Below are 25,003 nucleotides of genomic sequence, written 5' to 3'. Positions count from 1 at the left end.
CGACCTACGTTAGGTCGGCCCGACGACGGGTGGGGGCGGTTTCGCGGAGGAGGGGGGCGAGGTGCCGGGACCGGACATGACCCTGGGCGGCGACCCTGCTGCCGTCTCCGCCGGGGCCGCGCAGCTCGCCGGGCTGGCGGACCGGTTCACCAGCGGCGGCGAGGACGTGCGGGCCGCGGGCGGACGGCTGGGGGCGGCCTGGCGCGGTGACGCGGGGCCGATCGCGGCGCAGGCGGTGACGCGGGCCGGCGCGGCGGTGGACGTGGGCGCGGACGTCGTGCGGGCCGCCGGGCCGATCCTCGAGCAGTACGCCCAGGCCCTCCGCGAGGCGCAGCGGGCCTACGCCACGGCCCGCGCCGCGCTCGACACCGCCGTCGACGCGATGACGACCCGCCAGAACCAGCCGCAGCCGATGATGCCCGCCGAGGAAGGGTTGCTGCAGCAGGGGATCACCGGCGCGCAGGCGGGGATGAGCGCGGCACGCGAGAAGGAGCGCCAGGCCAACCAGGCGGCCGCGACCGGCATCGAGGCGCTCACCGCGCGGCTCTCGGGGATGACGGTGCCCGACGGTGTGTCGCCGGGTGACGTCGCGGTGGGGCTGCAGTCGTTGCCGGGCACGGCGACCGCGCAGCGCGCACCCGCGCCGGGCCCGGCGCCCGGCCCGGAGACCGTCGTCGACCAGCCCGGCACCCTCCTGCACCCGGCGCTCGCCGTCGCGAGCATCCCGCCGGGTCTCGGGGCGCCGTTCGCCCTGCTCGACGCGGGGCTCTACGGCGCCGAGGGCAGCCCCGGCGCGGCGGGCGTCGCGGCGCTGGGGGCGATCCCGGTCGCGGGGCCGGTCGGCCGGCTGGCCCGCGGGGGCCTGCTGCTCCGGGACGGACGCGGGGCCGAGGAGGCCGTCACCACCGGTGGCCGTGCCGTGGAGGACGCCCCTACGGCGAGCACCCCGGCGGCGGGACGTGCCCCGGAGGACGCGGCCCGTACGCCCGCGCCGGGCGAGAGCACGACCGTCGGCGACCCGGTCGACACCGGCACCGGCCACCTCCTGATGCCGGTCACGGACGTCGAGCTCCCTGGCGTCCTCCCGCTGGTCCTCGGCCGATTCCACCGGTCGTCGTACCGCTCCGGTCGGTGGTTCGGCCCGACCTGGGCGTCGCTGCTCGACGAGCACCTGCGCGTCCTGGACGACCGCGTGCTCCTCGCCCGCGCCGACACCCACGTGCTGCGCTTCGACCCGCCCGGCCCGCTGCCCGCCCGGGCGACCACCACGCCGCGGTGGACGTTGCACGCCGTCGAGGCCGGCCTCGTCGTGACCGACCTCGACACCCGCCGTCGTCACCACTTCGCCGGCGACGGCGAGACCTGCCGGCTCACCGCGGTGACCGACGAGGCCGGTCACCGCATCGACATCGTGCGCGACCCCGACGGCACACCCCGCGAGGTCCGCCACAGCGGCGGGTACCGGGTCGGCGTCCACGTCGCGCAGGACCGCGTGACCGGGTACGACCTGCTCACTACCGACGGGCCGATCCCGCTGATCCGTTTCGGGTACGTCGCGGGCAACCTGACCGCGGTCGTCGACTCCTCCGGCCTGCCGCTGCGGATGGGCTACGACGAGCGCGGACGCCTCACCGGTTGGACGAACCGGGTCGGGACGTGGTTCCGGCACTCCTACGACGACGAGGACCGGGTCGTCCGCCAGCGCGGGTCCGGGGGAGCGCTCAGCGCGGACTACGTCTACGACACGACCGGCCCGGTCGCGGGCACGATGACGCGCCGCGACGCCGTCGGGAACACCTGGATCTACGCTCACGACGAGCACCGGCGCCTCACCGCCGTCGTCGACCCGCTCGGCGCCCGCCGGAGCATCGAGTACGACGACGAGGGGCGTCCGGTCCGCGAGACCGACGCGGCCGGGGCCCTCGTCGAGCGGGCCTACGACGATGCCGGTGACCTGATCCGCGTCGTCGGTCCCGACGGTGCGGAGACGACGATCGACCGCGACGCCCGGGGCCTCCCGGCCCGCGTCGAGGGCCCGGCCGGCACGTCCCGGTTCCGCCACGACGACGCCGGCCGGCTGCTCGAGGAGATCGATCCCGCCGGCGTCCGGACCCGGTACCGGCACGACGCCGGCCGGCGGACCTGGTCGATCCTCGACGCCACCGGCGCGGAGACCCTCGTCGAGTGCGACGCGGCCGGCCTGCCCGTCGCCGTCGTCGACCCGCTCGGGGCCCGGACGACGTGGGAGCGCGACGCCTTCGGGCGGGTGGTCGCCGAGACCGACCCGACCGGGGCGCTCACCCGGCGGACGTGGACCGTCGAGGGGCGGCCGAGCGTGGTCGTGGACCCGCTGGGCGGGGTCGAGCGCCGGGAGTACGACGGCGAGGGCAACGTCGTCGCGCTGACCGACCCGGCCGGCGGGGTACGGCGCTTCGAGTACACCCACTTCGACCTGCTGGCCGCCGAGACCGCCGCCGACGGCACACGCACCGAGTACGCCTGGGACGCCGAACTGCGGCTGGCGGAGGTCGCCGCGCCCGGTGGCCTGAGCTGGACCTACGAGCGGGACCCGTGCGGCCGGGTCGTCGCCGAGACCGACTTCGACGGGCGCCGGACGGTCTCGGAGCGCGACGTGCTCGGGCGGGTGGTCGCCCGGACCGACGCCGCCGGGCAGCGCACGACGTACCGGTACTCGCCGTCGGGGGAGCTGGCGGAGCGCCGCGCGCCGGGGTCCCTGGCGACGTTCGACCACGACGACGCCGGCCGGCTGGTGCGCGCGACGACGGCCGACGTCGACGTCGTGCTGCGCCGGGACCTCGCGGGACGGGTGGTCTCGGAGAGCGTGAACGGCCGCGAGCTGCGGACGGCGCACGACGCGCTGGGTCGGCCGGTGCGGCGGGAGACCCCGTCCGGCGTGGTCTCCGAGCGGTCCTACGACGCGGCGTCCCGGGTGCGGTCGCTGGTCGCGGGCGTGTCGGTGGCGTTCGACCACGACGCGGCCGGGCGGGAGTCCCGCCGCGTGGCCGGCGCGGCGGCGGTGGACCTCGAGCACGACGTGGCCGGCCGGCTCGTCGGTCAGCGGGCCGGCGGGGTGGACCGGCGATTCGGGTACCGGGCGGACGGGCACCTGGTGTCGCTGGCCACCTCGACGGGCGCCCGGGAGTTCGAGCTCGACCCGCTCGGGCGGGTCACTCACGCGCGGGGCAGTGGCGACGAGGCGCCGTGGTCCGAGCAGTACGCCTACGACGCGCTCGGGAACACCGCCGCCGCCTCCTGGCCCGGGGCGGGCGCGTCGGCCGGCCCGCGGTCGGTGGTCGGTACCCGGATGCAGCGGGCCGGTGGGGTGACCTACGAGCACGACGCGCTCGGCCGCGTGGTGCGCCGGACCCGCCGCCGGCTCTCGCACCGGCCCGACACGTGGCTCTACACCTGGGACGCGCTCGACCGCCTCGTCGAAGTGCGTACGCCCGACGGCACCCGGTGGCGGTACCTGCACGACGCCTTCGGGCGGCGGGTCTCCAAGCAGCGGCTCGACGGCGCGGGCGGGGTGGCCGAACAGGTCGACTTCACGTGGGACGGGGCCACGCTCGTCGAGCAGGTGCGCTGGGCGCCCGACGGGGTGTCCTCGACGACCTGGGACCACTCCGGCCTGCGCCCGGTCACCCAGCGGGAACGGTGGCGCCGGGCCGGCCAGGACGAGGTCGACGAGCGGTTCTACGCGGTGGTCACCGATCTCGTGGGGGCACCGACGGAGCTGGTCGGGCTCGACGGGGTGGTGGCCGGGCGGGCCCGGCGGTCGTTGTGGGGGCGGACGTCGTGGGAGGGCTCGGCGTCGTCCCCGCTGCTCTTCCCCGGCCAGTACGACGACCCCGAGACCGGCTGGGCCGACAACCTGCACCGCCAGTACGACCCGGACACGGCCCGGTACGCCTCGCCCGACCCGCTCGGCCTCGCGCCCGCCCCGAACCCGGTCGCGTACGTGCACAACCCGCACACCTGGGTGGACCCGTTGGGCCTGGACCCGTCGCACGGTGGCGGGGGCGGCCTGGTCGACCTCTCCAGCCCCGAGGCCCGCAAACACATCCTCGACGGGGATGGCCCGGGACGAGGCGGGCACTACCCACCGGCCCAGCCCGGGAAGTCAGAGTTCCCGGGCACCTGGTCCAGAGATCAGACCATGCACCACATCTCGGATATCGTCACCGACCCGTCCTCGACGATCCGAGGGGGAGGGAGGGGCGGTTCGATCTGGGAGAGGACGGGGCGTCCCGCGACGTTCCGTGTCTACGGGGTGCGTGACGGTGTCCCCGTCAGGGTCGTTTATCAGCCCGCGGGCCGCGAAATCATCACGGCCTATCCATTCTACGGGAATTGGAACTGATGGAAGAACGGCAGATATTTCGGCGATTGATCGCCGACCTGCGTGGCCAGGGGTTCGACGACACGACGCTGCAGGTCTTCTCCGACGATGTCGAGGCCGGCGAGTCCGTGGTCGGGGTCGAACAATTGGCAGCCACGATCATCGAGTACGACATGGAGATCGACCAGCACTCGGCGCAGGTCCTGCGGGAGATCGCCGAGCGGTGGAAGATCAGCGACGAGAACCTGAGCGACGTGATCGACAAGTTCGCCGATCAAGGTTCCGTCGCCTCTCGGCCTGCCGAGTGACCTATGGTTGCCGGACTCCTCGCGAGAGTTCGTCTCGTAGGTGCGATTTTCTCCTCTAGGAGCGTCGGGGGCGGCTAGCCTGCTCTCATGATCAACAGGCCGTGGCGGGATGGACGGGGCTGAGGGCCCGGCAAGTGCCCGGTGATCATGTTGGGCGACCGACCACCGTGATTGACAGGCATGAATGGGTCCCACCAGCCGCGGACATCCCGAACAGGTCTGTTGATCTTGCAGCGGCGGCCGCGGGCGCCGGCTCACCTGCCGGACAACTCCCCGCGCATGATCAGCGGGCATGTGGCGGGGTGGACGGGGGGCGAGGAGCCCGCCAGGTGCCCGGTGATCATGACCAGCCGCCCGCCTCGCGTGATCAACAGGCCTGGGTGGGCCTTGCGGGCCGGGCGGGACACATGCAGGCCTGTTGATCAAGCGAGCACGACCGCCGCGTGTGATCACCGGGACCCAGTGGTCGTCGCAGGGACTCCTCCGCAGCCATCCAGGCCTGTTGATCATGCAACCGCCGCGCGGAGACCCCCGTCCGGCCCCGGCACGGCGCTCCGAACCCCCTCGCCGTCGGTCGATAGGCTGGTACTCGCGGGGGAGACCCTCCGCCACGACCCAGATCAGCCTTCACGACCCAGGAGTACGCGCCGTGTCCTCGCTCGCAGCCCCCGCTCCCGCCGCCACCGTCCGGGTCGGCGCCGGGACGACGGCCGGCGAGGCCCTCCGCGAAGCGAGCCTCTCCGGCACCGGCTCCAGCACCGTCGTCGTCGTGCGCGCCCCCGACGGCGCCCTCAAGGACCTCGCCTGGCGCCCCGACGAGGACGTCGACGTCGAGCCGGTCGCGGCCGACACCGACGACGGCCGCGCGGTCATCCGCCACAGCGCCGCGCACGTCCTCGCGCAGGCCGTGCAGCAGAAGTTCCCGGACGCCAAGCTGGGCATCGGCCCGCCGGTGGCCGACGGCTTCTACTACGACTTCGCGGTCGACAAGCCCTTCACCCCCGACGACCTCGCCGACCTCGAGAAGTCGATGAAGAAGATCATCAAGGCGAAGCAGCGCTTCGTGCGCCGGGAGTACGAGTCCCTCGACGCCGCCCGCGAGGAACTCGCCTCCGAGCCCTTCAAGCTCGAGCTCGTCGACCTCAAGGGCACCACCGACGAGGACGACAGCGAGATCATGGAGGTCGGGTCCGGCGACCTGACCGCCTACGACAACATCCACGCCCACACCGGCGAGCGGGTCTGGGGCGACCTGTGCCGCGGCCCCCACATCCCGACCACCGGGTACATCCCGGCCTTCAAGATCACCCGGTCGGCGGCCGCCTACTGGCGCGGCGACCAGCGCAACGCGCAGCTGCAGCGGATCTACGGGACCGCGTGGGAGTCGCCGGAGGCCCAGGACGCCTACCTGGAGCGGCTGGCCGAGGCCGAGCGCCGCGACCACCGCCGTCTGGGCGCCGAACTGGACCTGTTCAGCTTCCCGGACGAGATCGGCTCCGGCCTCGCGGTCTTCCACCCCAAGGGCGGGATCATCCGCAAGGAGCTGGAGGACTACTCCCGCAAGCGGCACACCGAGGCTGGCTACGAGTTCGTCAACACCCCGCACGCCACCAAGGGCGAGCTCTTCCAGACCAGCGGCCACCTCGACTGGTACCGCGAGGGCATGTTCCCGGCGATGCACCTCGACGCCGAGTACGGCGACGACGGCGAGCTGAAGCGGCCGGGCATCGACTACTACCTCAAGCCGATGAACTGCCCGATGCACAACCTGATCTTCCGGGCGCGCGGGCGGTCGTACCGGGAGCTGCCGCTGCGGCTCTTCGAGTTCGGCACCGTCTACCGCTACGAGAAGTCGGGCGTGGTCCACGGCCTGACCCGGGCGCGCGGCTTCACCCAGGACGACGCGCACATCTACTGCACCCGCGAGCAGATGGCCGGCGAGATCACCTCGCTGCTGACCTTCGTGCTCGGGCTGCTGCGCGACTACGGCCTCGACGACTTCTACCTCGAGCTCTCCACCCGCAACCCGGAGAAGTCGATCGGCACCGACGAGGAGTGGGAGGAGGCCACGCAGGCGCTGCGCGACGCGGCGTCGAGCTTCGGCCTCGACCTCGTCGACGACCCGGGCGGCGCCGCCTTCTACGCCCCGAAGATCAGCGTGCAGGCCAAGGACGCGATCGGGCGCTACTGGCAGATGTCGACGATCCAGGTCGACCTGATGCTGCCCGACCGCTTCGAGCTGGAGTACACCGCGAGCGACGGGTCCCGGCAGCGTCCCGTCATGATCCACCGCGCGCTCTTCGGCAGCATCGAGCGCTTCTTCGGCGTGCTCACCGAGCACTACGCGGGCGCGTTCCCGGCGTGGCTCGCGCCGGTGCAGGCCGTCGCGATCCCGGTGTCGGGCGAGCAGACGGACTACGTCGACGGGATCGTCGGGAAGATGAAGGCCCTGGGCCTGAGGGCCGAGGCCGACCACTCCGACGACCGGATGCAGAAGAAGATTCGCACGCACACCCTCGCGAAGGTCCCGTTCCTGCTGCTCGCGGGCGGGAAGGACGCCGACGCGAACGCGGTGTCGTTCCGGTTCCGCGACGGGTCCCAGGTCAACGGGGTGCCGGTCGACGACGCGGTGGCGGCCGTCGCCGACTGGGTCGCGCGTCGCGAGAACACCTCGCCGGACGAGGGGTCCTTCGGTCCGCACGTGACGCGTGCCTGACCCGACGAGCACGATGGGTCTGCGATGGACGACGACGCGGTGACGAGCGAGCACGCACCGGACGGGGCCGGCGCTCGCGGCCTGCCCGCCCAGCCCGGGCGGCCGGAGTCCGGCGTGCCCCTCGGGCACCCCGACGGCGCCCAGCAGCTCGACGGCGCCGGCACCCCGGACGGCTTCCGCCGGTTGTGGGCGCCGCACCGGATGGCCTACATCGCGGGGGAGTCGGGCACCGGCGAGGTCGACGGGGGCTGCCCGCTCTGCGCGATCCCCGGACGTGACGACGAGGACGGGCTCGTCGTCGCCCGCGGCGACCTGGTGTACGCGGTGCTGAACCTGCACCCGTACAACCCGGGCCATCTCATGGTCGTGCCCTACCGGCACGTGGCCGGGCTCGACGAGATCACCGACGACGAGTCGACCGAGCTGATGCGCGTCACCCAGCAGGCGATCCGGGCGCTGCGGGCGATGTCGGCGCCGCACGGGTTCAACGTCGGCATCAACCTGGGGCACGTCGCGGGCGGTTCGCTCGCCGACCACCTGCACCAGCACGTGGTGCCGCGCTGGGGCGGCGACGCCAACTTCATCACCGTCATCGGCCAGACGAAGGTCATCCCTGCGCTGCTGGCCGAGACCCGGCAGCGCCTCGCCGAGGTCTGGGCGAGCACAGCGACGGGAAGTGGACAGGGGCAGTGATCAACGAGTGGGGCCGCGCGGCGATCAACCGCGGCGTGCAGCCCGCCGGCAAGTGGCTGGTACGCCGCGGCATCCATCCGGACGCGGTGACGGTGCTCGGGACCCTCGGCGCGACGGGGTTCGCGATCTGGCTGATCCCGACGGGGCACCTCTTCGCCGCCGCGATGATCGTCTGGGGCTTCGCGATGCTGGACGTCCTGGACGGGGCGATGGCCCGCGCGCGGGGGGTGTCGAGCCCGTTCGGCGGGGTGCTCGACTCGGTCGGCGACCGCCTCGTCGACGGCACCGTCTTCGCCGGCATCGCCTGGTGGGCGGCGGCGAACGACCGGTGGACCGTCGCCGCGCTGGCCCTGATCTGCCTGGTCAGCGGTCAGCTGATCTCCTACATCAAGGCCCGCGCCGAGGCGGCGGGACTGCGCGGCGACGGCGGGATCGTCGAGCGGGCCGAGCGGCTCATCCTCGGGCTGACCGGGATCGGGTTGACCGGCCTGGGCCTGTGGTGGGCGGTCGACGTCGCGCTGTGGCTGCTCACCGTCGGCTCGCTGGTGACCGTCGGACAGCGCATCGCGACGGTGTGGACGAGCGCCCGCGAGCAGTACGGCGCGGCCACCGGACGCACCGACCGACCCGTCGGAGAGCTCCCCGCGGCGGAGTCGCGGGACGCCGACCGGTGACCGGTGGCGACCTCGCCGGGCGGGCGGCCGACCTCGGCTACGCCGCGGGCTGGCGCCTCGTCCGCGAACTGCCGGCGCCGCTGGCGCGGACCGCGTTCGACGGCGGGGCGGATCTCGCCACCCGACGCGGCGGGCCGGGCGTCGCCCGCCTGCGCCGGAACTACGCGCGGGTCCGGCCGGATCTGCGCGACGATCAGCTGGACCAGCTGACCCGCGCCGGCGTCCGGTCCTACGCCCGCTACTGGCGCGAGGCGTTCCGGCTCCCGACTATGGACCACAAGGAACTGGCCGAGCGCGTCGACCCGGCCGTGCACGGCCGCGAGCACCTCGACGCCGCGCTCGCCCGCGGCCGCGGCGCCGTCGTCGCGCTGACGCACTCCGGCAACTGGGACGTCGTCGGCGCGTGGGCGGTGCAGCGCTACGGCGGATTCGCGACGGTGGCCGAACGGCTGCGACCCGAGGCGCTGTTCCAGCGGTTCGTCGACTACCGCGAGTCCCTCGGCTTCGAGATCCTCCCGATGACCGGCGGCGAGGCCCCGGTCCGCGGGCTGCTCCGCGCGCTGCGGGCCGGGAGGATCGTGTGCCTCGTCGCCGACCGCGACCTCTCGCGCCACGGCATCGGCGTCGACTTCTTCGGCCACCGTGCGGCGATGCCGCCCGGACCCGCCTCGCTGGCCGCGGCGACGGGCGCCGCGCTGCTCCCGCTCGGCTGCTGGTTCACCGGGTCGGGACCCGACGAGAACTGGGGCTTCCGGATCCACCCGCCGGTGCCGGTCACCGGCCAGGACGCCGTCCCCGCCGCGACGCAGGCGATGGCCGACGCGTTCGCCGGCGACATCGCCCGGCACCCCCAGGACTGGCACATGCTGCAGCGCATCTGGCCGGACCTCGGCTGACGGCAGGAGTCACCGCGGCGCGAGGCGTGCCCGCAGGCCGGCGACGACGGGCCTGAGCCCGGCGACGTCGTCGTCGTGCAGGAGCCGCCCCAGCTCGTCCTCGATCGCCACCGTGGCCGCGGCGTGCGCCTGCTCGCCCGTCTCGGTGGCCCGCAGCAGCGACGAGCGCCGGTCGGTGGGGTGGGCCCGGCGCTCCACCAGGCCGCCCGTGACGAGCCGGTCGGTCAGCTTGCTCGCCGCGCCGACGGTGATCCGGAGCGAGACCGCCACGTCCTGCACGCGGCACGGGTCGCTCGTCGCCACGACCCGGAGCGCCTCGACGCGTCCGAGCGGCAGCCCGACCTCCGCACGCAGGCGCCGGTCGACGGCGTCCCACAGCACGATCTCGACCCGGACCAGGTCGTCGAACAGCTCGCTCAGGTTCATGTCGATTCCAGGGAATCAGCTTCCGGAGAAGTCGGTGGCAGCGCCCATGAGCATTCCGCACTCGGTGCGCGCCGTCCTCCCGGACGCGCCCATGAGTCCCGGATGACGATCCGACCACCCGCAACCGCTTGCGGTACTGGCGGTACCGCTCACTCGTGGTAAGACCGGCAACCGTGCTGCAATCCCGGACCGCGCACGTCCAGGTGGAGGTCGAACGGCTCTGCCGCGAGCTCGGGCCCGGGGCGCTGCTGCCGGGGGAGCGGGACCTCGCCGAGCGCTGTCACGTGTCGCGCTCGACGGTCCGGCTGGCCCTCGCGGAGCTCACCGCCCGCCGCGTCGTCGAGCGTCGCCACGGCGCCGGCACCTACGCCCGCCGCACCGCTCCCGCGCAGCCGCTCGCCGCGCTGTCGTTCCACGACGACATGACCCGGCGCGGCCTGCGCCCGTCCTCCCGGCTGCTGTGGCACGACGAGATCGCGGCCGACGACGACCTCGCCGAACACCTCGCCGTCCCGCTCGGCGACCCGGTCCGGCGGTTCGCGCGCCTGCGCCTGGCCGACGGCGAGCCGATGGCGCGCGAGCTGCTCCACGTGCCCACGCGGATCGTCCCCGACATCGCGGGCGCCGACCTCGACGGCGAGGCCTCCTGGTACGCGCTGCTCGAGACGCGGTACGGCCGCAGCGTCGTCGGCGGCACGCAGACCGTCGAGCCCGTCCTGGTCGAGGGCGAGGACGCGGCGCTGCTCGGCATCCCGTCCGGGCGCGCGGGGTGGCGCTTCCGGCGGACCTCGCGCGACGACCGCGGCACGCCGGTCGAACGGGTGGACGCCCTGGTCCGCGGCGACCGGTACCTCATCGAGGTGGAGATCAGCCGGCCGCGGCGCCCGACCCGCTGAGGTCCCTCACCCGACCGGGCCGCACAAGATCGTCCACACGGCCGGCGCCGTACGCTCCCGCCCATGACGACGTCCGCCGGCCCGCGGCGCGGTCGCCGGCTCACCGGCGCGGCGGCCGGTCTGGCGCTGGTCGTGCTCGGGTTCGTCGGCCTGACCGTGCTGCTCGTCGCCCTCGGCGCGCTCGTCCCCGGGCTCGGGGCGCTCTCCGGGTGGGCCACGGTCACCGTCCCCGCGCGCGGGGCGACGCTCGTCGTCGCCGGGCTGGTGGCCGCGGTGCTCGCGCTCCTGCTGCGCCGCCGGCTGCGGTGGGCCGCCACCGGGGTGGCGATCGGGACGGGCGTCGCGACGGTGGCGCTCGCGGTCGTCGTCGGGATCAGCGTGGTCACGACGGTGGCCGCGGGCGGGTCGGTGAACCCGTTCCGGGCGGTCGTCCCCTCCTCCGGCCTGGCGCTGCCCGACGGCGACCCGGTGTACACGACGGGTCCCGACGGCGCCGCGCTGCACGCCGCGGTGTGGGACCCGCGCGGCGCCACCGGGCCCGCTCCGGTGCTCGTCTACGTCCACGGCGGCGGGTGGAACGCCGGGTCCGAGCTTGGCAACACCGACGACCTGCGGTGGTTCGCCGATCACGGGCGCCTCGTCGTCAGCGTCGCGTACACGCTCTCCAGCGGCACCCGCCCGACGTGGGACGTCGCCGGGCCGGAGGTCGCCTGCGCGCTGACGAAGGTCGCCGCGCTGGCGCCCGGCCGGGGCGGCGACCCGAGCCGCATCGTCCTGGCCGGGGACTCCGCGGGCGGACAGCTCGCGGTGTCGGTCGGCTACCACGCGGCGTCCGGGACGCAGCCGTCGTCGTGCGGGGGGACGGTGCCGGTGCCGCGCGGGGTGCTCGTGCAGTACCCGGCGGTCGATCTGGTGGACGCCTACGAGCACGGCCACTTCCCCGGCCAGCCCGGCACCCCGGCCGGGTACCTGGGGCAGCTCTACACCGGCGGCACCCCCGAGCAGGTGCCGGACCGCTACGCCGCGGTCTCCGGCGGCCCCGCGATCACCCCGCGTGCGCCGGCGACGTTGGTCATCGGGCCGACCCGCGACGAGCTGGTCCCGCCCGGCGGCGTCGAGCGGTTCGTGGATCAGGCGCGTGCGGCCGGGGTGGACGCGACGCTCGTCCGGATGCCGTACGCGAACCACGCCTACGACACGCTCGGCACCGGCTCCCTGGGCAACCAGGCCCGCCTCACGATCAGTGAGCACTGGCTGGCCGACCACGGCTGGTGAGCCGGGTCAGCGCAGGATCTCCACCAGCAGCACCCAGGCACCGACCAGCCCGCCGAACAGCGCGAACCCGATCCCCGGCGCGAGCCAGATCAGCCCGCCGAGCCCGTCGGCGAGGACCCCGATCCCGGCGAGCAGGGCGCCCGCGGTCAGCACGACCGGAGGCAGCACGGTGGTGGCGATCCACGCCGGGAGGGGCACCTCCGGGATCGGCCGCGGCAGCATCACACCGAGGCTGCCCCCGATGATCACCGCGAGGACGACGAGCACGACGCCGAGGGTCGTCGACGACCCCCACGGCGCCAGCAGCGCGAGCGCGAGGAACACCGGCGAGGCGAGCAGGACCAGCGTCGACGCCGCCCGGGCGGTGGTGTGCGTCGAGGCGAGGACGGCGGTGAGGTTGATCGAGAGCGCCACGAACAGCAGGCCTGTCAGCGCGGCCGCCGCGCCGGCGGTGGCCACGCTGAAGTCGCTCCACGCCGCGGGGTCGGTCACGGGGTGAGTCTCGCCCGGGTGATCGCCGCCGCGCCAGCACTGCCGCTGATCAACAGCACACCAGGCGGCCGCACGAGGGCCGCCGGGATGTCTGGTGTGCCCGTCGTCGACGGCCCCAGCACCACCACCCGCACGCCCCCTTGACCGGCGTGATCACCGGGGTGTCTAGTGATCGATGTCGATGGCACTGCGTGTGCCCGAGAGTGCGAGGAGGTGAGCGTGTGAGTCCCGGTCACAGTCCCGTCGCCGAATCCCGGCGATCGAGGAGAACCAGGTCCGACTCCCACCCGCCCGCCCCGCGCTCCGCGTCCCCCTCGCTCTGAGGCCGGCCGCGACCGCGTGACGGGCCCGGCCGCCTGCACGCGGAGAGCGAGGCCGTCCCATGAGCATCACGATCACCATCACGATCCCCGGCCCCACGACGCTGCCGCCGATCCCCGGACCGCGCCCGGCGCCGGGCGACACGGCACCCGCCACCCGCGCCGAGCAGGTGTGGCACACCGTGCGCCCCTACCTGCCCGTCCTGCTCGCGGGCGCGGAGTCGCTGCTGCCGGGGCTCGGCGTCGTCGTCGCCATCGCCGGAGTGGTCGGGGTCAGCGCGAGCGCCGACCGCCGCAGCACCGACACCGACGACGACCAGGACGCCGCGGCCTGAGTCCTCACCGGTCCGTCAGGGCGGCGAGATCGACGACGGCGAGCGACCCCGCGTCGCGCAGGGCCTTCCGGTCGATCTCGGTGAGATCGGCGAGCATCCGGTAGGTCAGCGTCATCGGGTCGATCCCGAGCCGGTCGGCGGCCCCGGCCTCGAGCCGCTCGAGGGCGGTCTTCGAGACCAGGGTCTGCCCGCCGGTCGCGACCTGCTCGATCCGGGCGCACTCGTTCACCTCGTCGCCCAGGGCCGTGACCTCCAGACGGCCGCCGGTGACGATCTGACCGATGTAGAGGTTGGCGCCCCAGTGGACGCCGAGGTTCACCCGGCAGTCTGCCTCTGCGATCCCGATCCCGTCCTCGGCGAGGTCGGCGACGATCCCGCGCACCGCGGGCGGGAACGCCAGCGCGACGGCGAGCGCCGCGCTCGCAGCGTCCGACTCCGCGGGGTGGTGATCGGCGTCCGCGGCGAGGAAGAACGCGCTCGCCCCGTCACCCGCGTGCTTGCCGACGATGCCGCCGTGGCAGGCGACGAGGTCGTCGAACGCGGTGGTGAACCGGCGGATCAGCTCGAAGTAGGCCGGGGTGGGGAGCAGCCGGGACAGCGGTCCGGAGGAGTCGATGTCGGCGAACACCACCGCCGCGGGCCGCCGCCGTGGCTCGGTGAGGTCGGCCATGCGGGTGAACATCGCCTCGTCGCCCTCGCTGACGAGCGCGAGCACCCGGGCCGGGAGCAGCGGCGCGAACACCAGCGCGGTGCCCGCGACGGTCCCGTCCGACGCGCGCACCGTCACGCCGAGCATCCCGACGGGGCGGCGGCGCTTCGCCAGGTTCAGCTCGACGGGGGAGACCCAGATCGGGGCCATGTCGGGCCCGTCGGTGAACCGCTTCTCGAGGTCCTCGCGGAGCTCCCGGCGGGCCTCCGGCGAGAGCATCGAGGCCCAGAGCGGCAGCTCGAGCCCCTCGGCGATCCGGGAGCCGTAGCCGATCTCGGTGGACGGGTCGGCCCCGGCCAGCTGCAGCATCTGCTCGGAGACCCAGCAGAGCCGGCCCTCGCCGTCGTAGACCTGGGACGCCGTGCGGCTGGCCTCCAGGGCCTCGGTCACCGCCAGGCGGAGATCGGAGAGCTGATCCTCCACCGAACGGACGCTAGTGCTGTGCCGTCGTCACTCGCAGAGTGGGACGTCCGGCTCACTCGGCCGAGGTTGTGCCGAGCAGTTAGTGACATGCGACACAGCGACGCGTTAAGTTCATCCGATGAACGCGGCGGGGCCCGGATCGCCCGCGGGGCTGCGGGAGGCGAACCGTCGCCGCGTGCTGGACGCCGTGCTCACCGCCGGTGAACCGACGCAGTCCGGCATCGCCGCCGCCACCGGCCTCGCCCCCGCGACGGTGTCGAACATCGTCCGCCACCTGGTCGACGCCGGCCGGCTCACCGCGACGACGACGGTGCGTGGCGGCCGCCGGGTGCGGGCGGTGCGGCTGACCCCGCCGACCGGTCACCTCGCGGGGATCGACTTCGGCCACCGGCACGTCCGGGTGGCCGTCGCCCGCGCGGCCGACACGTTGCCGCGGGTGGCGCCCGGGGGAGCGGTCGTCGCCCCGCCGGCCGAGGTGCTCGCCGAGCGCGAGGCGGAGCTGCCGGAGGGGCACGACGTCGACAGCGGGCTCGACGCGGCGCACGCGCTGCTCGGCGAGGCACTGGCCGAGGCGGGCGTCGACCGCGCCGACCTGCTCGGCGTCGGCATCGGACTGCCCGCGCCCGTCGACGCCCGCTCCGGGACCGTCGGCGAGCCGGGCATCCTGCCGGGCTGGGTCGGGGTCGACGCCCCGGGACGCGCCGCCGCGCGGCTCGGGGTGCCGGTGGCCGTCGACAACGACGCCCTGCTCGGGACGCTGGCCGAGCAGGCGTGGGGTGCGCTCTCCGGGGTCGCCGACGCGGTCTACCTCAAGCTCTCCGACGGGGTGGGCGCCGGCCTGGTGCTGAACGGGCGCCCCTACCGGGGCCGCTCGGGCACGGCGGGCGAGCTCGGCCACGTCGTCGTCGGCGAGGACGCCGGCGGCCCCGCGGGGGTCCCGGGCGGCACCGTCTGCCGGTGCGGCAACCGGGGGTGCCTGGAGACCTGGGCGTCGACGACGACGGTGGTCGGGCTGCTCGAGCCGTTGCTCGGCCGCCCGCTGTCGGTCGCGGAGGTGGTGGCCCGCGCCCGCGGCGGCCACGCCCCGTCGCGGCGCGTGCTCGCCGACACCGGACGGCACGTCGGGCGCGCCCTCGGCGGGCTGTGCAGCGTGCTCACGCCCGCCCGCATCGTCGTCGGCGGCGAGCTCGCGCAGGCCGGGGACCTGCTCATCGATCCCCTCCACGCGGCCCTCGAGCGGTGGGCGCTACCCGGCGCGGCCGAGGGCGTCGAGGTCGTCGCGGCCGGCCTCGGGGCCCGCGCGCACGTCCTGGGCGCGGTCGCCCTCGCGGGGGAACAGCTCCTCGCCGCGCGTGGATGATCACCCGCGACGGGTATCGCCGATCCATGCCAAGATCACGTCGTGCGTTCATCCGTTGACCGCGACAGCAACCGGACCTAGCCTGTGAACCGCGTCACAACCCGGCATCGGGGCGGACGCACGTCGAGGGGGAGGTCGCATCCATGAGCGCGCGAGCGTCCGAGCTGCCCGCCCCCGAGGCGGTGCTCGCCGAGCGCGACGACAGGCGGACGCCGGCCGTCTTCCTCGACTACGACGGCGTGCTCACGCCGATCGTCGACCGGCCGTCCGACGCCGTGATGGGGCCGGAGATGCGCCGCATCGTCTCCGATCTCGCGCGGCGCACCAGCGTGTGCGTGGTGTCGGGACGGGACCGCGCCGTCGTCACCGAGCTCATGGGCCTGGACGACCTCATCGTCGCGGGCAGCCACGGCTTCGACATCCACAGCCCGAGCACCGGGACGATCACGCACGACGCGTCGTCGGGCTTCGAGGAGCTCGTCGAGAAGGTCACAGCGGAGGTCACCGACGGCGCCGCCGCGATCGAGGGGACGCTCGTCGAGCCCAAGCACGCCTCGGTCGCGCTGCACTACCGCGCGGTGGATCCGGCCCGCCACGGCGAGGTGTCCGACCTCGTCGACGGGATCCTCGCGGCCCACCCGGGCGAGCTGCGGGTCACGCCCGGCAAGTTCGTGCACGAGATCCAACCGAAGATCGACTGGAACAAGGGCCGCGCCGTCGAGCACCTCCTCGGGGTCCTCGACCTGCGCGGGCCCGACGTCCTGCCGGTCTACCTCGGCGACGACGTCACCGACGAGGACGCCTTCGTCGCGCCGAGCATCGCCGACGGCGGCCTCGGGGTGCTCGTCATCGACCCCGCCGACGCCGCCGCCCGCGAGACCGCGGCGTCGGCCGTGCTCGCCGACGTCGACGCGGTCGGCCGGTTCCTCGACGGACTGGCCCGCTAGGACGCCACCCCCACGACCATGCCCACGCCCCGAGCCGGGAGGAGACCGCGGTGAGCAGTGCCGCGACCGACCACGACGTTGCCGTCGGCGCCGAAGACGGCTGGACGCTGACCTGGGAGGGCGTCGACCCGGAGGAGGAGGGCCTGCGCGAGGCGCTGTCCTCCACCGGGAACGGCTACTTCTGCACCCGCGGCGCCGCCGAGTGGGAGGACACCGACCCGCCGGCGCACTACGCGGGCACCTACGCCCACGGCGCCTACAACCGCGAGACGACGATCCTCGGCGGCCGGCCGGTGCTCAACGAGGACCTGGTCAACCTGCCGAACTGGCTCGTCCTGATGCTGCGCATCGAGGGCGAGGAGGCGATCACGCTCGACAACGTCGAGGTGCTCGAGTACCGCCACACCTTCGACATCCGGACCGCGACGCTCTCCCGGGTCTTCCGCTTCCGCGACCGCGCCGGCCGTGAGACCACGCTGCGCAGCAGGCGGTTCGTCTCGATGGCGCACAGCCACCAGGCGGCGATCGAGTGGGTGATCACGCCGGAGAACTGGTCGGGCGACGTCGGGATCGTCTCGGCGATCGACGGCCGCGTCGACAACAACATGGTCGCCCGCTACCGCGACCTCGAGGGCCGCCACCTCGACCCGGTCACCCCGCGCACGTTCGGCCCCGAGGTGATCGCGCTCAAGGTGCGCACCCGGCAGTCGAACCTCTACATCTCCGAGGCCGCCCGCACCCGGCTCGCGCGCAGCCGGGGCCGGTCCTGGCAGGCCGTCGAGCCCCGCCGCACGTTGCACCAGATGAACGACTACATCCAGCAGGTCCTCGAGCTCGAGGCCCACGAGGGTGAGTCGATCAAGGTCGAGAAGCTGGTCTCGTTCTTCACCAGCCACGACAACGCGATCACCGAGACGCTCACGGCGGCCGGGCGCCACGTGGAGCGCTACCCGGACTTCGCCGAGGCGTACGCCGAGCACGAGTCGGCCTGGACCGAGCTCTGGGACGTCTGCGCGATCGACCTGCCGTCGGAACCGCGCGTGCAGCTGCTGCTGCGCTTCCACACCGCGCACATCCTGCAGGTCTGCTCGCGCCACACCGCCCGCCACGACGCCGGCGTGCCGGCCCGGGGTCTCAACGGCGAGGCCTACCGCGGCCACGTGTTCTGGGACGAGCTTTACGTCTATCCGTTCCTGGACTTCCGGCTGCCGGAGGTCACGCGGGGCCTGCTGATGTACCGCTACCGCCGCCTCGCCGAGGCCCGGGCCGCGGCCGCCGAGGCGGGCTACTCCGGCGCGATGTTCCCGTGGCAGTCCGGGTCCGACGGCACCGAGGAGACGCAGGTCGTCCACCTCAACCCGCTCTCGGGCCAGTGGGACCCCGACCACTCGCACAACCAGCGCCACGTCAACGCGGCGATCTTCTACAACGTGTGGCAGTACTACCAGGCCACCGACGACCTGGAGTTCCTGCGCGACTACGGCGCCGAGCTGATGCTCGAGATCGCCCGTTTCTGGGCCTCGATCGCGCACCGGAACCCGCAGACCGGGCGCTACGAGATCCACGGCGTCATGGGGCCGGACGAGTTCCACGAGCGCTACCCCGGGGCCACCGACGGCGGGCTGCGCAACAACGCCTACACCAACGTGATGGTGGCGTGGATCTGCGCGACCGCGCCGCGCGTGCTCGCCATGCTGCCCACCAGCCGCCGTCGGGCGCTGCGCAGCCGCCTCGGGCTCACCGACGCCGAGATCGAACGGTGGGGCGAGATGGCGCGGCTGATGTACGTGCCCACCCATGCGGCGCCCGACGGGAACCGGGTGATCAGCCAGTTCGAGGGCTACGAGAACCTCGAGGAGCTGGACTGGGACGCCTACCGGGCCAAGCACACCAACATCCAGCGCATGGACCGCATCCTCAAGGCCGAGGGCGACGACCCGGACCACTACAAGGTCGCCAAGCAGGCCGACGCGGTGATGCTGTTCTTCCTGTTCTCCGACGACGAGCTGCGCGAGATCCTCGGCGGCCTCGGCTACTCGGACGTCGCGGGCGACCCCGACCTCGCCCGCCGCACCATCGACTACTACGACCACCGCACCTCGCACGGGTCGACGCTGTCCCTGGTCGCGCACGCCGCGGTGCTGGCCGGGATCGACCCGGGCAGCAGCTGGGAGCGGTTCCTGGTGGCGCTCGAGTCCGACGTCGGCGACGTCCAGGGCGGCACCACCAAGGAGGGCATCCACATGGGTGTCATGTCGGGCACGCTCGACCTCCTGCAGCGGGCCTACGTCGGGTGCAGCGTGCGCGACGGGGTGCTGCACTTCGCGCCGCGCCTGACCACCCGCCTCGACGGCCTGCGCTACTCCATGGTCTTCCAGGGCACGACGCTGCAGGTCTCGGTGGCCGACGGTCTGCTCCTGGTCGAGGTCGCCACCGAGGGGTTCTCGCACCCGGTGAAGGTCGGCATGGGTGGCGAGGTGCGCGAGCTGGGCGCCGGCGACCGGGCCTCGGTGCCCCTGGTCTCCGACCCCGCCGAGATACCGGCCGCGGCGTCCGCCGAGGACGGTCAGGTCCTGATCGGGCAGAACGGGAGGAGCGAGCAGTGAGCGAAGGCTTCAGGGGCGCGATCTTCGACGTCGACGGGGTGCTCGTCGACTCCCCGCACGAGCAGGCGTGGCGGCAGTCGCTGCAGGAACTGATGGAGGGCCCCTGGGCCGACATCCGCCCGCAGACGACGTGGAGCCCGGAGGGCTTCACCTCCGAGCTCTACCACCAGCGGATGTCCGGCAAGCCGCGCAAGGCGGGCGCGACGGCGGCGCTGGAGTACTTCGGCGTGCCCGACATCGACAAGCGCGTCGTCGAGTACGGCGAGTACAAGCAGGACATGATCATCAAGCTGATCACGGAGGGGAAGTTCTCCGCGTACGACGACGCGGTGCGCTTCGTCATCGCGGTCAAGAACGCCGGCATCCCGATCGCCGCGGCCTCGTCGTCGAAGAACGCGAAGCTCTTCCTCGAGCGCGTCGACCTGGGGAACTACGGCGGCTCGGGGAACCTGCACGCGGCGTTCGACGTCGACGTCTCCGGCCGGGACTTCGCCCAGGGCAAGCCGCACCCGGAGATCTTCCTGACGGCCGCCAAGGAGCTCGGCGTCGACCCGCACGACGCGTTCGTCGCCGAGGACGCCACCAACGGCATCCAGGCCGCCCGGGCCGGTGAGTTCGGGGCGCTCGGGGTCTCGCGCGCCGACGACGTCGACGCCCTCAAGGCCGAGGGCGCGGACCTGGTCGTCACCGACATGGGCGCCATCGACGTGGGCGCGCTGGCCTCCCACCGGCTCACGACGAAGTAGGTGCGTCATGGCTGAGGGGGAGGTTCCGGCGGACGCCCTCACCGTCGGGGTCGACGTAGGGGGCACGAAGATCGCAGCGGGCGTCGTCGACGGGACGGGCAAGCTGCTCCAGCACACGCGCCGGGAGACCCCGGCGCAGGACACCCGGGGAGTCCTCTCGGGGATCGCGGACGCCGTCCGCGAGCTGGCGGCGACGCACGACATCGCCGCCGTCGGGATCGGCGCCGCGGGCTTCGTGGACGCGGCCCGGTCCACGGTCATGTTCGCGCCGAACCTGGCGTGGCGGGACGAGAACCTACGCGCGTCGCTGACCGCGCAGCTCGACCTGCCCGTCGTCGTCGAGAACGACGCGAACGCCGCCGCGTGGGCCGAGTCGCGCTTCGGCGCCGGCCGCGACCACGACGACCTCGCCGCGATCACGATCGGCACCGGGGTCGGTGGCGGCCTCGTCGTCGGCGGGCGGCTGCTGCGCGGCGGGTTCGGGGTGGCCAGCGAGATCGGCCACATCACGATGGTCCCCTACGGCAGGCGCTGCGGGTGCGGGCTGCAGGGGTGCTGGGAGCAGTACGGGTCCGGGCGCGCGCTGGTCACCGAGGCCCGCGAGATCGCCCGCCACTCACCGGCGTTCGCGGCGGGGCTGCTCGCCGACGCGGGCGGCGATCCCGACGGGATCTCCGGCGAGATGGTCACCGCGGCCGCCCAGCGCGGCGACGTGGGGGCCCTGCACTGCTTCGACGAGATCGGGCGCTGGATCGGGCTGGGCCTCGCCCAGCTGGCCGCGGTGCTCGACCCGTCGTTGTTCGTCATCGGCGGCGGCGTCTCCACGGCGGGGGAGGTGCTGCGCTCCCGCGTCGAGGACACCTTCCGGGGTCACCTCACCGGGCGCGGGCACCGCCCCGTGGCCGAGGTCCGCCTCGCCGAGCTCGGCTGGGAGGCCGGGATGGTCGGCGCCGCCGACCTGGCACGTACACACCGCGACACTGCCGTCTCCGGGAGGGCGTCATGACCACCGATTCACCTGCCGGGTCATCCGACCCGGCGGCCTCGGGCGCTGGGGGAGCCAGACCGACGACGTCGGCCAAGGCGATCCTCATCTCGATCGTCGCCGCGGTCGGCGGGTTCCTGTTCGGGTTCGACTCCAGCGTCATCAACGGCGCCGTCGACGCCCTGAACAGCAACTTCAACCTGACCAACAGCCCGCTGCTGTCCGGCTTCGCCGTGGCCTGTGCGCTGCTCGGCTCGGCCGTCGGCGCGTGGTTCGCCGGTCCGGCGGCCGACCGCTACGGCCGCATCCGGGTCATGCTCATCGCGGCGGCGCTGTTCGCGATCAGCTCGGTCGGCGCGGGCCTCGCCTTCGCCGTCTGGGACCTGATCATCTGGCGCATCCTCGCCGGCGTCGGCATCGGCATCGCCTCGGTGATCGCGCCCGCGTACATCGCCGAGATCGCCCCGGCCCACATCCGAGGTCGGCTCGCCTCGTTGCAGCAGATGGCCATCGTGCTCGGCATCTTCATCGCCCTGCTCTCCGACGCCCTGCTGGCCGGCGTCGCGGGCGGCGCCGCGAACACCTTCTGGCTCGGCCTCGAGGCCTGGCGCTGGATGTTCATCGTCGGGATCATCCCGTCGGTCATCTACGCGGTCCTCGCGCTGCGGATCCCGGAGTCGCCGCGCTACCTGGTGGCCCGCGGCGACCTGAGCCGGGCCGGCGAGGTCCTGCAGTCGGTGGAGCCGGGCCGGACGGCCACGGCGACCAAGACGAAGGTCGACGAGATCGCGGAGACGCTGCGACGCGAGGACAAGCCGTCGTTGCGGGACCTGCGCGGTCCACAGCTCGGCCTGAAACCGATCGTGTGGGTCGGCATCCTGCTGTCGGTCTTCCAGCAGTTCGTCGGCATCAACGTCATCTTCTACTACTCGACGACGCTGTGGCAGGCGGTCGGGTTCTCGGAGTCCGACTCGTTCACCGCCTCGGTGATCAACGGTCTGATCAACGTGCTGTCGACGATCGTGGCGATCCTCATCGTCGACAAGGTCGGCAGACGCCCGATGCTCATCGGCGGCTCGATCGGCATGACGATCACGCTCGGCATCATGGCCGTGGCGTTCTCCCAGTCGATACCGGCGGTGAGCCAGAGCGGCAAGTCGACCGTCGCCCTGCCCGGAATCTGGGGCCCGGTCGCGCTGGTGGCGGCGAACCTCTTCGTGGTGTCGTTCGCGATCACGTGGGGCCCGGTCGTCTGGGTGCTGCTCGGCGAGATGTTCCCGAACTACCTGCGCGCCGCCGCGCTCGCCGTCGCGGCCGCAGCCCAGTGGATCGCGAACTTCCTCATCACCGTGACGTTCCAGGCGCTGGCGAGCGTCGGACTGACACTCGCCTACGGGCTCTACACCTTCTTCGCGCTGCTCTCGCTGATATTCGTCCTGAGAGCCGTGAAGGAAACGAAGGGCAAGGAACTGGAGGAAATGGTCGCCTAGCGGCATGTGAGTGGATTTGGTCGTCAGGACGACCAAATCCGCTCACATGCGCGAAGCGCTCTCAGCGTGGAGCCGGACGAGGCCTGCTTGAACAGGTACTCGGCCCGTTCGTAGGACAACCGGCGCCGCCCGGTGTGCGGGCAGAGATCCCGCGCACCGGGTCGGCGAGCCGGCCCCGGACGCCGCTCGGAGAGGAACAGCGGGCCCGCGGCGCGCGACCCGACCAGGGCCCGGAGCAGACCGCTCGTGGCCGGCGACCACCGGAGGGCCCCGGCCCGGTGTCCGGTGAGGTCGAGGTCGTCCACGTCGAGGCCGAGCGCCTCGGTCACCCTCGCCCCGGACTCCGCGAGCACGGCCCAGAGCGCCCGCTCGCGCAGCGGCCCGTCGGGGACGACGGGTGCGACGACGGCCGGGCGCGCCGGTGCGTCCCGCGTGGCCACCCCGGTGGCGATCCCCGGCCGGTCCAGCCAGGCCGCGAAGGACCGGACGGTCGCCCGGTGCCGGTTCCAGGTGGCGGCCGAGGCGTCGCTCCACGTCGTCGTCAGGACCCCGGCCACGACGTCGGCGTCGAGGGTCGCGAGCGGGCGCGCGTCGCCGAGGGCGCGCACCAGCCGGCGCAGGGTCTGGCCGTAGGAGCGGCGTGAGGCGCCCGAGAGGTCGTCGCGGGCGAGGAACCGTTCCACCGCCGGACCGAGAGTGGGCCCGGTGGCCGCGACCGCGGCGAGGGCGTCGGCGCGGCGCAGGAGCAACGCCCGTTCGGCGGCGTTGGCGGTCAGGGCGGCCGCCCGACGCCACTCCACCCGCGCCTCGGCGTCGCGCCCGAGCCGGCCGAGCAGATCGGCCCGCACCGCCGGGAGCAGGTGGTAGTCGCGCAGCGTGCCCTCGGTGACCAGCTCGTCGACGGCCGCCAGGCCCGCGGTGGGCCCCTGCGCCGCACCGATCGCGACCGCGCGGTTCAGCCGCACCACCGGGGTCGGGAGGACGGTCACGAGCAGGTCGTAGAGCGCCGCGACCTGCGCCCGGTCGGTGTCCTCGGGCCGGGCGGCCTGCGCGTGCTGCACGGCGATCGCGGCCTGCAGCACGTAGGGGCCGGGCCGCCCCGGGGTCCTACGCGTGCGCAGCAGTGACGCCACACCGCGGCGGATCGCGTCGCGGTCCCAGAGCGTGCGGTCCTGCTCGTCGAGGGGCACCGGCGCGCCGGCCGGGTCGGTGCGCGCGGCCGAGCGGGAGGCCTGCAGCTCCATCAGCGCGAGCAGACCGTGGGCCTCCGGGTCGTCCGGTGCGTGCGCGGTGAGCAGGCGACCCAGCCGCAGCGCCTCGCCGACGAGCCGCGGGCGCAGCAGATCCGCGCCCGCGGTGGCCGTGTACCCCTCGTTGAAGACGAGGTAGACGACCTCGAGGACGGCCCCGAGCCGACCGCCGAGGTCACCGCCCGGGGACACCCCGACCTCGGCGAGCGTCCGCTTGGCGCGCGCGATCCGCGCGACGACCTGCTGCTCGTGCAGCAGGAAGGCCCGCGCGATCTCGGCGGTCCCGAGGCCGCCGACGAGGCGCAGCGTCATCGCCGTGCGCTCGTCCCGCGCCAGCGCGGGATGGCAGGTGAGGAGCATGAGGCGCACGACGTCGTCGTCGTCCGCGGGCCCGTCGGCCGGCGCGGGCTCCGGTGGTGGCTCGTCGTCGTAGGACTCCAGCCGGCCGGTGCGGCGCAGGTGGTCGACGGCGCGGCGGCGCGCGACCGTGGTCAGCCACGCGCCGGGCTCGTCGGGAATCCCCGACCCCGGCCACTGCTCGAGCGCCGCGACGAGGGCGTCCTGGGCGAGTTCCTCGGCCAGACCGGCGTCGCCGACCATCCGGACCAGGGTCGCGACGACGGTCGCGGACTCCCGGCGCCAGTGGTCGGCGACGGCGGCCCGGACGTCACTCATCGGGCCCGAACACCTGGTGGATCGTCGACTGCCCGTCACCCACGATCGCCCGGAAGCGCCGCGCGATCTCCAGCGCCTCGTCCCACGAGTCGCAGTCCATGATCGCGAAACCGAGGATCGCCTCCTTGGTCTCGGTGAACGGGCCGTCGGTCACGGTGATCTCGTCGCCCAGCGACTCCATCCGCCGGGGGTCCGGGCCGAGCCCGCCGGTGACGACGAGCCTCCCGGACGCCGCCATCTCCTCGATGAACGCGCCCATCTCCGCGAACAGGGCCTCGTCGGGCTGCCGGCTGTTCTCCCCGGTCGTCATGAGGAATCGCATCGTCGTCTCCTTCGGGTCGTGATCGGTCGTGCCTGGTCACCACGACGTCGACTCGGGCGATGTGACAGGGAATCTAGTCGTTCCCTGTCACATCGGCCC

20 protein-coding genes are annotated in these 25,003 nt (G+C 73.8%); 15 read left to right on the top strand and 5 right to left on the bottom strand.

The window, feature by feature from the left end; genetic code table 11:
• The first annotated feature begins 61 nt into the window (after positions 1–61).
• The 6 genes from LQ327_RS24850 to LQ327_RS24825 all read left to right on the top strand — a co-directional run bounded on the left by LQ327_RS24850 (position 62) and on the right by LQ327_RS24825 (position 9,647).
• The gene (locus tag LQ327_RS24850; RefSeq protein ID WP_308286372.1) at positions 62–4,381 is read left to right on the top strand and encodes an RHS repeat-associated core domain-containing protein; all 4,320 of its coding nucleotides are present in this window, start codon (positions 62–64) and stop codon (positions 4,379–4,381) included.
• Positions 4,372–4,668: a hypothetical protein gene (locus LQ327_RS24845; protein ID WP_230738487.1), complete on the top strand. Its 297-nt coding sequence runs from the start codon at positions 4,372–4,374 to the stop codon at positions 4,666–4,668. Before LQ327_RS24850 ends, LQ327_RS24845 begins: the two co-directional genes overlap by 10 nt.
• A gap of 649 nt (positions 4,669–5,317) precedes the next feature.
• A complete protein-coding gene (gene thrS, locus LQ327_RS24840) occupies positions 5,318–7,384 on the top strand; it encodes a threonine--tRNA ligase (RefSeq protein WP_230738486.1) in 2,067 nt (688 codons plus the stop codon).
• A 24-nt stretch (positions 7,385–7,408) separates the two neighbouring features.
• Positions 7,409–8,077 carry an HIT family protein gene (locus tag LQ327_RS24835; RefSeq protein WP_230738485.1) on the top strand — a complete coding sequence of 223 codons (669 nt, stop codon included), beginning with the start codon at positions 7,409–7,411 and terminating at the stop codon, positions 8,075–8,077.
• A complete protein-coding gene (pgsA, locus tag LQ327_RS24830) occupies positions 8,074–8,751 on the top strand; it encodes a phosphatidylinositol phosphate synthase (protein WP_230738484.1) in 678 nt (225 codons plus the stop codon). The genes LQ327_RS24835 and pgsA overlap by 4 nt, the downstream gene beginning before the upstream one ends.
• Entirely contained in the window at positions 8,748–9,647 is a 900-nt protein-coding gene (locus LQ327_RS24825) for a phosphatidylinositol mannoside acyltransferase (RefSeq protein ID WP_230738482.1), read from the top strand. Before pgsA ends, LQ327_RS24825 begins: the two co-directional genes overlap by 4 nt.
• 9 nt (positions 9,648–9,656) lie before the next feature.
• Here LQ327_RS24825 and LQ327_RS24820 read toward each other — a convergent pair whose 3' ends face one another.
• Positions 9,657–10,073 (bottom strand): MarR family transcriptional regulator, encoded by a 417-nt coding sequence (locus LQ327_RS24820; protein WP_230738480.1) that lies wholly within the window; start codon positions 10,071–10,073, stop codon positions 9,657–9,659.
• 173 nt (positions 10,074–10,246) lie between these two features.
• Here LQ327_RS24820 and LQ327_RS24815 point away from each other — a divergent pair, with 173 nt between their 5' ends.
• Positions 10,247–10,969: a GntR family transcriptional regulator gene (locus tag LQ327_RS24815; protein WP_230738478.1), complete on the top strand. Its 723-nt coding sequence runs from the start codon at positions 10,247–10,249 to the stop codon at positions 10,967–10,969.
• Positions 10,970–11,032: 63 nt separating this feature from the next.
• Complete coding sequence (locus LQ327_RS24810; RefSeq protein ID WP_230738476.1) at positions 11,033–12,244, top strand: alpha/beta hydrolase; 1,212 nt, start codon at positions 11,033–11,035, stop codon at positions 12,242–12,244.
• Positions 12,245–12,250: 6 nt separating this feature from the next.
• Here the strand turns inward: LQ327_RS24810 and LQ327_RS24805 are convergent, their stop codons facing one another.
• Positions 12,251–12,736, bottom strand: a complete 486-nt coding sequence (locus LQ327_RS24805) for a hypothetical protein (protein ID WP_230738474.1) — start codon at positions 12,734–12,736, stop codon at positions 12,251–12,253.
• Between the two features lie 382 nt (positions 12,737–13,118).
• Here LQ327_RS24805 and LQ327_RS24800 point away from each other — a divergent pair, with 382 nt between their 5' ends.
• Positions 13,119–13,391: a hypothetical protein gene (locus LQ327_RS24800; protein WP_230738473.1), complete on the top strand. Its 273-nt coding sequence runs from the start codon at positions 13,119–13,121 to the stop codon at positions 13,389–13,391.
• A gap of 4 nt (positions 13,392–13,395) precedes the next feature.
• Here LQ327_RS24800 and LQ327_RS34995 read toward each other — a convergent pair whose 3' ends face one another.
• Positions 13,396–14,523 (bottom strand): adenylate/guanylate cyclase domain-containing protein, encoded by a 1,128-nt coding sequence (locus LQ327_RS34995; RefSeq protein ID WP_230738471.1) that lies wholly within the window; start codon positions 14,521–14,523, stop codon positions 13,396–13,398.
• A gap of 118 nt (positions 14,524–14,641) precedes the next feature.
• Here LQ327_RS34995 and LQ327_RS24790 point away from each other — a divergent pair, with 118 nt between their 5' ends.
• From LQ327_RS24790 to LQ327_RS24765, 6 genes are all read left to right on the top strand, one after another.
• Positions 14,642–15,883, top strand: coding sequence for an ROK family transcriptional regulator (locus LQ327_RS24790; RefSeq protein WP_230738470.1), 1,242 nt, complete (start codon positions 14,642–14,644; stop codon positions 15,881–15,883).
• Between the two features lie 143 nt (positions 15,884–16,026).
• On the top strand, positions 16,027–16,830 hold the full coding sequence (gene otsB / locus LQ327_RS24785) for a trehalose-phosphatase (protein WP_230738469.1): 804 nt from the start codon (positions 16,027–16,029) through the stop codon (positions 16,828–16,830).
• Between the two features lie 50 nt (positions 16,831–16,880).
• Positions 16,881–19,436: a glycoside hydrolase family 65 protein gene (locus LQ327_RS24780; protein WP_230738468.1), complete on the top strand. Its 2,556-nt coding sequence runs from the start codon at positions 16,881–16,883 to the stop codon at positions 19,434–19,436.
• Entirely contained in the window at positions 19,433–20,182 is a 750-nt protein-coding gene (locus LQ327_RS24775; protein WP_230738466.1) for an HAD family hydrolase, read from the top strand. Before LQ327_RS24780 ends, LQ327_RS24775 begins: the two co-directional genes overlap by 4 nt.
• Positions 20,183–20,189: 7 nt before the next feature.
• On the top strand, positions 20,190–21,188 hold the full coding sequence (locus tag LQ327_RS24770) for an ROK family glucokinase (RefSeq protein WP_230738465.1): 999 nt from the start codon (positions 20,190–20,192) through the stop codon (positions 21,186–21,188).
• Entirely contained in the window at positions 21,185–22,657 is a 1,473-nt protein-coding gene (locus LQ327_RS24765) for a sugar porter family MFS transporter (protein ID WP_230738464.1), read from the top strand. Before LQ327_RS24770 ends, LQ327_RS24765 begins: the two co-directional genes overlap by 4 nt.
• A 23-nt stretch (positions 22,658–22,680) precedes the next feature.
• Here the strand turns inward: LQ327_RS24765 and LQ327_RS24760 are convergent, their stop codons facing one another.
• The gene (locus LQ327_RS24760) at positions 22,681–24,582 is read right to left on the bottom strand and encodes a DUF6596 domain-containing protein (RefSeq protein WP_230738463.1); all 1,902 of its coding nucleotides are present in this window, start codon (positions 24,580–24,582) and stop codon (positions 22,681–22,683) included.
• Positions 24,575–24,904: a YciI family protein gene (locus LQ327_RS24755; RefSeq protein ID WP_230738462.1), complete on the bottom strand. Its 330-nt coding sequence runs from the start codon at positions 24,902–24,904 to the stop codon at positions 24,575–24,577. The genes LQ327_RS24760 and LQ327_RS24755 overlap by 8 nt, the downstream gene beginning before the upstream one ends.
• Between the last annotated feature and the right edge of the window lie 99 nt (positions 24,905–25,003).

Origin of the sequence: Actinomycetospora endophytica, from assembly GCF_021026375.1 — a bacterium.
Classification (GTDB): Bacteria; Actinomycetota; Actinomycetes; order Mycobacteriales; family Pseudonocardiaceae; genus Actinomycetospora; species Actinomycetospora endophytica.
This window is presented reverse-complemented; position numbering and strand designations above follow the sequence as displayed.

Coding starts and splice junctions, on each gene's coding strand:
- LQ327_RS24835 (WP_230738485.1), top strand. CDS start 7,409: ATGGACGACGACGCGGTGACGAGCGAGCACGCACCGGACGGGGCCGGC.
- LQ327_RS24820 (WP_230738480.1), bottom strand. CDS start 10,073: ATGAACCTGAGCGAGCTGTTCGACGACCTGGTCCGGGTCGAGATCGTG.
- LQ327_RS24810 (WP_230738476.1), top strand. CDS start 11,033: ATGACGACGTCCGCCGGCCCGCGGCGCGGTCGCCGGCTCACCGGCGCG.
- LQ327_RS24800 (WP_230738473.1), top strand. CDS start 13,119: ATGAGCATCACGATCACCATCACGATCCCCGGCCCCACGACGCTGCCG.
- LQ327_RS24790 (WP_230738470.1), top strand. CDS start 14,642: ATGAACGCGGCGGGGCCCGGATCGCCCGCGGGGCTGCGGGAGGCGAAC.
- otsB (WP_230738469.1), top strand. CDS start 16,027: ATGAGCGCGCGAGCGTCCGAGCTGCCCGCCCCCGAGGCGGTGCTCGCC.
- LQ327_RS24770 (WP_230738465.1), top strand. CDS start 20,190: ATGGCTGAGGGGGAGGTTCCGGCGGACGCCCTCACCGTCGGGGTCGAC.
- LQ327_RS24765 (WP_230738464.1), top strand. CDS start 21,185: ATGACCACCGATTCACCTGCCGGGTCATCCGACCCGGCGGCCTCGGGC.
- LQ327_RS24760 (WP_230738463.1), bottom strand. CDS start 24,582: ATGAGTGACGTCCGGGCCGCCGTCGCCGACCACTGGCGCCGGGAGTCC.
- LQ327_RS24755 (WP_230738462.1), bottom strand. CDS start 24,904: ATGCGATTCCTCATGACGACCGGGGAGAACAGCCGGCAGCCCGACGAG.